13 protein-coding genes and 2 rRNA genes are annotated in these 10,470 nt (G+C 44.4%); 2 read left to right on the forward strand and 13 right to left on the reverse strand.

The genetic code is table 11. The features are described 5' to 3' along the window. Positions 1 to 212 precede the first annotated feature (212 nt). On the forward strand, positions 213 to 467 hold the full coding sequence (locus L1028_RS24055) for an AbrB/MazE/SpoVT family DNA-binding domain-containing protein (protein WP_042123095.1): 255 nt from the start codon (positions 213 to 215) through the stop codon (positions 465 to 467). A gap of 429 nt (positions 468 to 896) precedes the next feature. Here L1028_RS24055 and rsmI read toward each other — a convergent pair whose 3' ends face one another. From rsmI to L1028_RS24105, 10 genes are all read right to left on the reverse strand, one after another. Then, on the reverse strand, positions 897 to 1,811 hold the full coding sequence (gene rsmI, locus L1028_RS24060) for a 16S rRNA (cytidine(1402)-2'-O)-methyltransferase (protein WP_094872031.1): 915 nt from the start codon (positions 1,809 to 1,811) through the stop codon (positions 897 to 899). Beyond that, entirely contained in the window at positions 1,808 to 2,581 is a 774-nt protein-coding gene (locus L1028_RS24065; RefSeq protein ID WP_042183822.1) for a tRNA1(Val) (adenine(37)-N6)-methyltransferase, read from the reverse strand. Before L1028_RS24065 ends, rsmI begins: the two co-directional genes overlap by 4 nt. 91 nt (positions 2,582 to 2,672) lie before the next feature. Next, a complete protein-coding gene (gene yabA / locus L1028_RS24070; protein WP_042123089.1) occupies positions 2,673 to 3,038 on the reverse strand; it encodes a DNA replication initiation control protein YabA in 366 nt (121 codons plus the stop codon). Positions 3,039 to 3,069: 31 nt separating this feature from the next. Continuing rightward, complete coding sequence (locus tag L1028_RS24075) at positions 3,070 to 3,870, reverse strand: PSP1 domain-containing protein (protein ID WP_042123087.1); 801 nt, start codon at positions 3,868 to 3,870, stop codon at positions 3,070 to 3,072. A gap of 139 nt (positions 3,871 to 4,009) precedes the next feature. After that, positions 4,010 to 4,984, reverse strand: a complete 975-nt coding sequence (gene holB, locus L1028_RS24080) for a DNA polymerase III subunit delta' (protein ID WP_234540365.1) — start codon at positions 4,982 to 4,984, stop codon at positions 4,010 to 4,012. A 117-nt stretch (positions 4,985 to 5,101) separates the two neighbouring features. Next, entirely contained in the window at positions 5,102 to 5,545 is a 444-nt protein-coding gene (locus L1028_RS24085) for a YaaR family protein (RefSeq protein ID WP_234540368.1), read from the reverse strand. Positions 5,546 to 5,594: 49 nt separating this feature from the next. Beyond that, the gene (locus L1028_RS24090) at positions 5,595 to 5,924 is read right to left on the reverse strand and encodes a cyclic-di-AMP receptor (RefSeq protein WP_042183817.1); all 330 of its coding nucleotides are present in this window, start codon (positions 5,922 to 5,924) and stop codon (positions 5,595 to 5,597) included. A 123-nt stretch (positions 5,925 to 6,047) separates the two neighbouring features. Next, entirely contained in the window at positions 6,048 to 6,689 is a 642-nt protein-coding gene (gene tmk, locus L1028_RS24095) for a dTMP kinase (RefSeq protein ID WP_234540370.1), read from the reverse strand. Next, positions 6,690 to 8,231 (reverse strand): aminotransferase class I/II-fold pyridoxal phosphate-dependent enzyme, encoded by a 1,542-nt coding sequence (locus L1028_RS24100; RefSeq protein ID WP_234540374.1) that lies wholly within the window; start codon positions 8,229 to 8,231, stop codon positions 6,690 to 6,692. Between the two features lie 209 nt (positions 8,232 to 8,440). Further along, positions 8,441 to 8,626, reverse strand: a complete 186-nt coding sequence (locus tag L1028_RS24105; protein ID WP_042123074.1) for a sigma factor G inhibitor Gin — start codon at positions 8,624 to 8,626, stop codon at positions 8,441 to 8,443. Positions 8,627 to 8,834: 208 nt separating this feature from the next. On the opposite strand from L1028_RS24105, the gene L1028_RS24110 reads away from it, so the two are divergent. Next, a complete protein-coding gene (locus L1028_RS24110; protein WP_042183802.1) occupies positions 8,835 to 9,359 on the forward strand; it encodes a hypothetical protein in 525 nt (174 codons plus the stop codon). 72 nt (positions 9,360 to 9,431) lie between these two features. Here the strand turns inward: L1028_RS24110 and L1028_RS24115 are convergent, their stop codons facing one another. From L1028_RS24115 to L1028_RS24125, 3 genes are all read right to left on the reverse strand, one after another. Continuing rightward, positions 9,432 to 9,845 (reverse strand): hypothetical protein, encoded by a 414-nt coding sequence (locus L1028_RS24115; RefSeq protein WP_234540377.1) that lies wholly within the window; start codon positions 9,843 to 9,845, stop codon positions 9,432 to 9,434. 256 nt (positions 9,846 to 10,101) lie between these two features. Then, positions 10,102 to 10,218: ribosomal RNA gene (gene rrf, locus L1028_RS24120) — 5S ribosomal RNA — on the reverse strand. Between the two features lie 133 nt (positions 10,219 to 10,351). Beyond that, a 23S ribosomal RNA gene (locus tag L1028_RS24125) occupies positions 10,352 to 10,470 on the reverse strand; the annotation flags it as partial.

Below are 10,470 nucleotides of genomic sequence, written 5' to 3' on the forward strand. Positions count from 1 at the left end.
TAGTCTTGGTAAAGTCGACAAAGTTTATTTTTTCGCTTTTTTTGGAATTCGTGATTGTTATAGGCAATTCAAAGTTTTCGTGAAAAAGTACTTAATTAACAGATGAAAAAAGGTTGACTGTTTTGGGAATCGTTGGTATTATAAATATCATAAAACAGTGAACAATGTCGAATAATGACGTTTTTGGAACATTGAGAGGAGTAACGATTGTTATGATGAAATCAACAGGAATAGTAAGAAAAGTAGACGAACTTGGACGGGTAGTTATTCCCATTGAATTGCGCCGTACTCTTGGCATTGGTGAAAAAGACGCACTTGAAATTTACGTTGATGGTGAGCGCATTATGCTTAAGAAATATGAGCCTGCCTGCATTTTCTGCGGCAACGCTGAGAACGTAACTTACTTCAAAGGAAAAATAGTTTGTCATGAATGCATTTCTACTATCCCTACCCCTGTGACAAACTAAAATAAATAGTATATAATAGAACTAATCAAATTGTTAATTCTAACCTTTTCATATCTCCTTGACCTCCCGTGACTGCGGGAGGTATTTTTTTTCTGCAATCACCTATGTTTCCCGCCCCAAAAGATGTCTGGAAGGAAGGATTTACTCCCCCCATGACACCTAATAATGATGGGTAATACGGTGAGAGCACGAAGTGAACCGAGTTTTCACCGTGATCTGGTCTATAATGGGCTTCCTTTTGGGAACCACCTTCAGGCAAGATCCTCGTCAGCCTCGTAATAACCTTCGCACCTTACAGTTAACTTAAACGTTTTTTACCATTAAACGATTTAATTGTATATTGTACACTTATATTTCCTACGTTCCCGCCAAATGAATCGCAAATTCTTAAGTATTGTTAACCTCTTAGAATTAGAATCCATCAATAACTTACTGCTGCTCAGCTTTATCCAGAAGTGCGTTATAAATATCCCGCTTTGACACACCACGATCAGACGCTGCTTTTTTCATAGCTTCTTTACGCGGCATATCTGCTGCTTCGTAATGAGCAACATGTTCTTCAATACTTAGCTGGCGCCACCAAGCCGATTCCGCCATTTCAGCATCTTCCTTGCTCTCGCCTTCAACGACAATGACATACTCACCAAGCGGTGGATGTTCAGCGAGCCAATCCGTACATTCCTCGATCGTCCCACGTAGAAACTCCTCATATCTCTTCGTCAGTTCACGAGCAAGCACGATTCGCCGATTGCCGAATGCTTCATGGAGATGAGCCAGTGTCTTCACCACGCGATGTGGAGATTCGTAGAACAGTATAGTCCCTTGCGCCGAACGAAGTGGGCTTAATACCGCACGGATATCTTTACGTTCTCGAGGTAAGAAGCCGATAAAAGTGAACGTAGTCGTAGGCAGACCAGAGGCAATTAATGCTGACAAAGCTGCGTTAGCTCCCGGTATAGGAATTACTGGTATACCGTGACTTATGGCAAGGGCTACAAGGTCTGCACCAGGGTCAGAAATGGCTGGTAAACCGGCATCGCTGACGAGGGCCAAATTTTTTCCTTCTATTATATAGCGGATAAGTTCAGGTCCACTGGCAGCCTTATTATGCTCATGATAACTGAACAGCATAGAGGGTGTAATTTCAAAATGGCTCAACAATTTTCGAGTTTGTCTTGTATCCTCAGCTGCAATAATATCGCATTCCTGCAATGTGCGGACAGCACGATAAGTCATATCCTCTAAATTACCGATGGGTGTTGCCACCAAAAAGAGTGAACCGGTTGATTCCTGCTTATGTGTATTGTTATTGTTCTGAAAACTGCTTTGGCATGATATCGTCATGATTTACCCTCTTTAGCACCATAGTAGATGTCCATAATTTCTGGACAGTATTGATTGTCCTCATTATATACAATGAGTGGTGGATGTAAACGAACCTCCGGCTTACCATCACGTATCGCTTCGATTAATACCATGTTAGCCTCCAGATGAGCACGTGGATGTACAAAGCGAATAATCTTAGGCTCGAGCCTATATTTTCTCATAAGACTAATAATATCAACCAATCGTTGTGGCTTGTGAACCATACTTACCTTTCCACCGGTGCGAACCAGTCTCACACAGGCTTGAATGACCTCCTCCAGTGTACACCCGATTTCATGACGTGCCATAGCCTGATGAGTGTTCAGCTTGAGGTCACTGCCGTTAAGAGGCATATAAGGAGGATTAACTGTTATCGCATCATATACGCCATGCCCTGCAACTTTATATAACTCACGTAAATCGCCTTCATGGATCACAACCTGATCCTGTAGCCCATTTAGAGCCACGCTACGGCGAGCCATATCTGCTAAACGGGGCTGAATTTCAATTCCTTCTATAGAAGCTTTAGTTCGGGTCGTCATCAAAATAGGAATTACACCATTTCCAGTACAAAGATCCAGAACTCTCCCACGAGGCGGAACGCTGGCGAAACGGGCAAGCAGTACAGCATCCATAGAAAAGCTGAATACTTCGTCACTTTGAATAATTCGCAAGTCATGCGTTAATAAATCATCCACCCGCTCCGTCGGCAACAAAGGAACAGATATATCGTTAAAAGAATTTGTCATGTAGTAATCTCCTAAATGTTTTGTTGAGCTAAGCTTCATTGGCTAAAATTCAAAAAAAACCGTAGGATCAATCTCCTACGGCTGGATATCCTCATTTATTAAGAAAAGAAAGACAGAACAGACAATCACCTTCCGTGCGTAAATGTCCAAAATAAACATTACAGATGTGAAAGCCTTCATGGTAAAGCCGGGCCAAGTTGTCATAACCTTCCCCGACAACCTCTTCTGTTCCCTCTCCGGCAGCTAAAAGAGCTTCCGCCTCCGCAGAATCTACGGTAGGATCCAAAGGTGCATCCCGCTTTAAAATTTTGCGAAGCTGTTCATTCTCCAGAGTTAACCTCTGATTAGCTTCCATCAGTTCTTTTACCGTCTGTTTCCATTCTCCAAGATTGGCGCGCATCGTTTCCATCTGTGCTTCCATATCCTGCATGTGTGCAAATATATTTTTCTTCTCCAAGTTTCCACCCCGAAAGTAACCTTATAATGGTTTACTTGACGACAACATCATCCATTGGAAGTTCCTTAACTTTGCCCACTTCAAACAACTGTACATGAACCGTACGGCTTCCGGCATTAAGTCCTACTACTTTGCCATCACCCAATGAGGTCACGACAATCTTGCCGACCGCTGGCATTTCTTCCTTTACACTCTCATAATTGTCATGCTCAAATTTCAAACAACACATCAGACGTCCACAAAGTCCTGAAATCTTCGTCGGATTAAGTGACAGGTTCTGATCCTTCGCCATTTTAATGGATACGGGTTCAAAATCCCCTAACCAAGATGAACAACAAAGCACTCGCCCACAGGGTCCAAGTCCACCTAGCATTTTAGCCTCATCACGCACCCCAATTTGCCGTAGCTCAATGCGGGTCCGGAAGATACTTGCTAGATCTTTAACCAATTCTCTAAAGTCGACCCGCCCTTCGGCCGTAAAGTAAAATATAATCTTATTACGGTCAAAAGTAAACTCTACATCGACGAGCTTCATTTTGAGACCATGGTCGCGTATTTTATTTAAACAGGTGGTAAAAGCCTCTTTAGCGGCCCCTTTGTTCTCTTCAACTACGCGTGCGTCGGTTTCTCCGGCAATACGCATCACTTTTTTGAGGGGCAAAACTACGTCGGATTCTTCCACCTCTTTTTTGCCTACGACAACTTTACCGTATTCAACCCCACGTGCTGTCTCCACAATAACATATTGATCCCGTTCAATCGGAAAATCAAGTGGATCGAAATAATATATTTTACCCGCTTTTTTAAAACGGACACCTACTACGCTGTACAAAAATTAACCCCCTTGTTTGCCGGTAAAAGGAATCTATGGGCATGTCCGCTCCCTGATGATCCATGCTTGTCCTTCCTCGTCTGTTAAAACGATATTTCCAGGTAAAGCGACATCCGGAGGATATATCATAACTAATCCTTTAACTTTCCAGTCGGATTAAAAACTGCTCCAGACACAACTGGGCATTGGCATTGGATCGCAGCTTCTTAGTGCTCTCTGCAGTAAATCCCATATAAGCCACCCATTGTTCCGCACTCCGCTCACGGGCATGCCTGGAAATAAAGTCTAACTGATCTATGAAAACGATACTCTCATGCTTACGATACAGGAAGTAAAGCATATCTTTAAACCACAGATGGAACATGCTGAAGAAGATATCCAAATGTTCAGCGAGTCCGGTCTTGAACAGCTTCTGCCCAGCAGTTGCTACAGCGGAGCTGCCCTTGCCTAAGGACTCCTTAGCTAATTGTAACATTACATTTCTCATTTCTGCAAACCAATTCTGTTCCAAAAGTTTCCTGCAACCATCAAGTCCTGAACTAAGTGATACTGCACATCGAGCTAAGGGTATGGGAACGCCCTCACTTGCCAGAGCTTGGAGCATAATATCCGGGTTTAACGGACGAAATGGAATCCGCTGGGTCCGCGACTGAATGGTTGGCAATAAGGAACGGCTATTATCAGAAATTAAGATTCCAACAGCCGGAGCTGGTGGTTCCTCCAGAAATTTCAGCAGACTATTGGCAGCTTGTACCGTCATTTTGTCTGCTCCATCTATAATATAAACTTTCGGATTCACACCCTCTGACCGATAGGAAAAGACGCGCTGCAGCTCACGGATTTGATCTATTTTAATACTTGCTCCATCTGGCTGCAGCAGTGACAAATCAGGGTGGTTTCCATGCTCTACTTTGCGGCACTCCAGGCATTCCCCACAGGCATCGTCCTTGCTCTGGGTACAAAATATAGCTTGGGCAAACATCAGCGCCGTTTTCATTTGTCCACTGCCTGCCGGCCCTGTAAATAAATAAGCATGACTCACAGCTTCTTTGCGCAAGGCATTTTGGAGTAGCCGCTTGGCGTTCTCCTGGCCTACTATATCATGAAAAGGCATAATTTCCTCCCAAAACTTTCAAACATAAACGCCTTCGGCGTCCTTATAAGGACGGTAAGTGTTTAATCGAGAAATATAAGGATAAAGTATAGTGTAAAGCATATACTTTCTTATATTTTAAAAAGAAAGGTTGATTAACAATCCGCGAATTTCTCCAACGCGTCCCAACAGATCTATCCGGCCTTGTTCACTATTCAGTAAATCATCTGCCATAGATAGCAAAGCCGAATCAATTTCCTCAAGCAGCTTGTAACGCTTGCCACGGCCACGTCGATCCCATCCGCGTGTTTCTTTTAGAGTAACGCCTCTTCGAGCCGTTTCTTCCAGAAACCTTTTGATCATCATCCGGTAAATGGTAAGCTCACGAATCGTCATAGACTTAGATAAACGATCCCCTTGAGACTGTATTTCTTTAATCTGGCGGTTCAATTCATCTTTAGTTTTCTGTTCACTTTGTTGCTGAAAAACATCAGAGAACGTTTTTTGCTGAACGGGTTTGTTAGCCCCTTCTGCATTTGGCATCTCACTCTTCAAGGGCCTATACCCCGGATTGATCTTCAAAGGTTATCTACCGCCCTTTTTATAAATGGCTTGCTAATCTATATTATACTTAATAATGTTCAAAACGATCTACAGGAAGTACGAATACAGTAGCTCCACCCACTTGTACCTCAACAGGAAGTGGCAAATACGAATCCGTTGTTCCACTCATCGGTGTTACCGGAGTGACTAACTGCTCACGCACCTTACAGCTGTTACGGATTACTGTCAATACGGATTCAATCTGACTGTCTTCTACCCCGATCATAAATGTCGTATTCCCTGCCCGTAGAAAGCCACCTGTACTTGCAAGTTTAGTAGCACGGAAATTGGCTTTGACTAGCTCACTGGACAACCGGTTACTGTCTTTATCCTGGATAATTGCAATGATCAACTTCATCTTCGCATTCCCTCCCAATATTTTTATGGTGTATTACTACTTAGAGCTACTCGTAGTAACCATTACTTCATAAGCACACGCCTAGTTATATGTTACTTCTCTTAGTATATTAGACAAAACACCTTAAAAACCCTTTAATACTCTCTCTTCAAGAGTTCTCACGATATCTTGTTCTACCATATGAATAGGGCGATTAGCATCTAGAACTACTATTCTTTCCGGATTTGCTTCAACTAATAATTGATAGCCTTCACGAACCTTCTTATGAAAAGAAAGGCTCTCCAGATCCAGACGATTCACTTCCCGTTCTTGATTCGCGGCAATCCGTGACAACCCTAGCTCTGGGTCTACATCCAGATAAAAGGTTAGATCCGGCATACGGTCCCCTATCGCAAAACGATTAATGCTCCATACCTCTTCTATTCCGAGTCCTCTCGCATGTCCTTGATAAACAAGGCTGCTGTCTACAAAGCGGTCACAGAGCACAGTAAGCCCCTCTCTAAGAGCTGGTTCAACGACTTCGGCGAGATGTTGGCTTCTTGATGCAGCGTATAGCAATGCCTCTGTACGTGCATCCATTGCTGTATGGGCAGGATCTAGAATAATGGAGCGTATCTTCTCGGCGATTTCAACGCCACCCGGCTCACGTGTAATTCGATAAGGCATGGACCGGTTCTGTAAATAGGCTGCTACTCTACCTAGTACCGTTGTTTTTCCGGAGCCTTCGCCCCCTTCTAATGTTATGAAGAAACCTTCTTTTCCCACTTATGCTTCTCCGCCCTTCTGAATGTTGTATACCTCAATACGCTGCAAGACCGGATCAGCACAAGCCTGAAATTTGGCGCCTCCTTTGGCTAAACCAGCCAGCCTTCTTTGTATCTGATCTGTGATCACTTCACCCGGATATAATATTGGGATGCCCGGCGGATATGGAATAACCATCTCCGCTGCTACTCTGCCCATGCAATGTTCAAGATCAATGCTTTCAATCTCATTCGCTGACACCGGCTTCAATGAGAAGGGGACAGGAGCTGAGATTTGTAAAGAATGGAAATTGTTCCACGTGGAATTATTGCGAGAGTCTGGTTTGCTAACGGTATGAGGTGATATGGAAGGCTCCTCCGAATCTATTTCCCGCAGCGCCTGCAGCAATAGATCTGCATCTTCAGCCTTCGATCCAAGGCTCAACAGCAGCACTACGTGCCGGTCATCGCTCATCTCCGGCACGCAGCCCTTAGCCTCGAGCCTGCGCTGCAGCTCGAAGCCGCTCAGGACCCCGGTGGCGTCATAAATGACGACTTTAAAGGGGTCCTGTGTCACGTACGCCGCCAAAGAATCAGGCGGCGTATTCCGGTGCAGCGGCTCTGCCGGCTGCACTAGTCCGTAGCGCGGCAGCTCCGCGAGCCCGCGCCGCAGGACGTCCACGGCGGCCAGCCCCGCCGTGAAGGCACCCTTGCCCCGGCTGTGCAGCAGCCGCCGGGCAAGATCCAGCGACGCCATCATAGGATATGATGGGCTGGAGCTCTGCACCATGGCGAGCCGCTGCCGGAGCAGGGCGCGGTCGAGCCGCGGCCCTTGGACATGCAGCATAGCGCCCATGGTCATCGCTGTGAGCATCTTGTGCGTGGACTGCACGACGCCGTCCGCGCCAGAAGTAAGTGCCCCGGCTGGCAGCGCCGGGTGCTGCCCGTAATGCGCCCCGTGCGCCTCATCCACAAGCAGCGGTACACCGCTGTCGTGACAAATACGCGCGAGGGGCGCAAGATCACTACCCATGCCGTAATAATTCGGCATGGTAACAAGTACAGCTGCGGCCTCAGGATAGGCTGCAAGTGCAGCCTTAACAGCTTCTGCCGCCGGCGCCACTGACAAGCCGCTGAGTGGATCAATCAGAGGCTCCAGAAAAACAGCGCGTACTCCAGCCAACATCAGTCCATGAATGACTGACTTATGCACATTGCGTTGAACAATCATAATCATTCCAGGCTCGGGACAAGCGGTTAGAATAAGAGCCAGATTGCCAGCTGTGCTCCCTCCAACCAGAAAAAAGCTTTCCTCTGCTCCAAAGCAATCTGCTGCCAACTCTTGCGCTTCCTTGATAACTCCCTCAGGATGATGAAGATCATCCGTCCCGGAAATTTCCGTAACATCATACTTCATTACCTCATCTAAAAAGCCAGCGCCTTCAACGCCATCATATGCCTCTCCATTCTTATGACCTGGCACATGATATGATCTATTACCCATAATTCTATATTGTTCCAGCATTTCGTATATAGGCGCCCTACAACGTTGTAATTTATTCATATTAAATTCCTTCCCATAGGGTTCCTTCTATTTTAACGTAAATATTCGCAAACGCCTACGCTTCAGTGTAAAACCAGCCCTTTGGACAACAAAACGGCTCCTCCCGCTTGAAGAACGAGGAAGCCGTGTATTGAATATTACTAATGCAGCCTTCGTATCTTTCATCCAGACCGCTCTCTTAATTGCACCATTTAACAGAGCTACTCTACTTAAGCGTTCTTTTGCAATCCGATCTTCTTCATCCGGCCGATAAAAAAACGGTACTTGGCATCTTCAGCCTCGGTACGTATCATCTCAGCCTCACATTCCTCACAAATAAAATGCGAGACAATCACAATACCTTCCTCTTTTACCTGTCCACAAATGATACAAGCTTGCCCGGTTTGCTGTTCCATAACCATCCCACCTTGACTCTTTTAAGAACAGTATGATACACCTTCTATCATTTTAAACCTTTTCATAGTTTTTTCATATCCTTGGTATCGTGCATTATATATATTCCGTTGCCGTTATATCGGTGAATTTTCGCCCCAGTTTAATAAAATACATCCTCTCGCCGATATTAAGAACATACGAATTCATGAGGAGGTTAGACTATAATCTATGGAACCCACTACCAAAGGTGCAGCTACATTCTATCAATATAAACTAATTAAAAAGGTCAATCTAACGGCACGCCTGCTGCCTATTTATATTATGCTTCCCTTATTAGTCCTTGTGCTCGAAACCGTATTTCTTTCCTGGTGGAGCATTCTCTACATAATCATAGCAGCGCCTGTAGCATTCTGGGTTCAATATGTCATTTCACGCTCAGTTCTTTTAATCTCAGGACACCCCATTTCAAAAAGATGGTCTGTCTCATTTAAACTGCCTTGGTTAGGGTTTATGCCTGATCAACACATTAGTTACCGTATATTCCGTAAAGTACAACTACATAATTTCTATATCGGTCTTTGTATTGCAGCACTCTTTATTTTCTGGTCACCGCCAGCATTTACAGTATCACTGATCACTTGCCACTTATGGCTCCTACTGCCCCGTCTTTATACTCTATTCAGGCTGAATCGGCAGGATCAGGGAGGCATGCTAAAATTCAATCCGACCGATGTATCCTATTACTCTCAATAGAGTGTAGCAGTATAGCTCATATTATTTTCACGTATTAAAAAATAAACCGCCATCCTTAGGGATGGCGATTCTTTATTTCGTCTTAAGGCCTTTAATGGAGGTCTTCTTTTCTTTAGGAATCATCACTACAAAATAATCATCGTGCACTGTTAAATGAACCGTTAACCCATCCTTCAGAAAAACACCCGAAGAATCACTATCATCATCTTCCTGTTCTGTCCATCCCCAGGCTTTAATAGCCTCCATATAAGGATCTGGAATACCATTCTTCTCCTTTAGTCCAGGTAAAGAATAACGTACATAATCCATAGCAACGTTAGTAGTGGTCTGGTCTGGTGAGTTTGCCTCATGGGGGACAGGGAAGCTTTTCTCATTAAGTGCACCCTCAAAAGTATCCCACTTAGGTTCTTTAGCCCCGCAACTTGCCAGTATTAAAGTTACAATACAAGAAATCATTATTAACTTGAATATTTTTAATTGTTTCATGCCTTAAATCCTCCCTACCTCTACAATGCATCTAAAGACACAAGAAAATTCAAAGTTAGAATTTATGAGTAGTTCCTTCGTATTAAAGATCTGCTAACTATTAGCACTTTTCTATTATACTTGTATCCAACGCGACGTCGGTAACAAAAATGTCATTCCACGGTAACCTATTCTAATGTTATTACTAGCCTTAAATACTTGCATAATAAAAAAAGAAAAAAAGCCACTGCTGATATTATCAACAATGGCTTAATCTGCTTGGCAACGTCCTACTCTCCCAGGACCCTTCGGTCCAAGTACCATCGGCGCTGGAGGGCTTAACGGTCGTGTTCGGGATGGGTACGCGTGGAACCCCTCCGCTATCGCCACCAAACATGATTTTTCGAAGCTTTCGCTTCTCGAAATCGCTGCAAGAAAATATCAGTCCTCAGAAAGGACAGGCAGCTTATGGGTTACAGGCTTAATCGCCTGAAAACTGAATCCGAATTGAATTTGCGTTTTAAGTATAGGATAAGCCCTCGACCGATTAGTATTGGTCAGCTCCATGCATTACTGCACTTCCACCTCCAACCTATCTACCTCGTCGTCTTCAAGGGGTCTTACTAATTGGGAAATCTCATCTTGA

Source organism: Paenibacillus pseudetheri (assembly GCF_924513355.1).
Classification (GTDB): domain Bacteria; phylum Bacillota; class Bacilli; order Paenibacillales; family Paenibacillaceae; genus Paenibacillus_AQ; species Paenibacillus_AQ pseudetheri.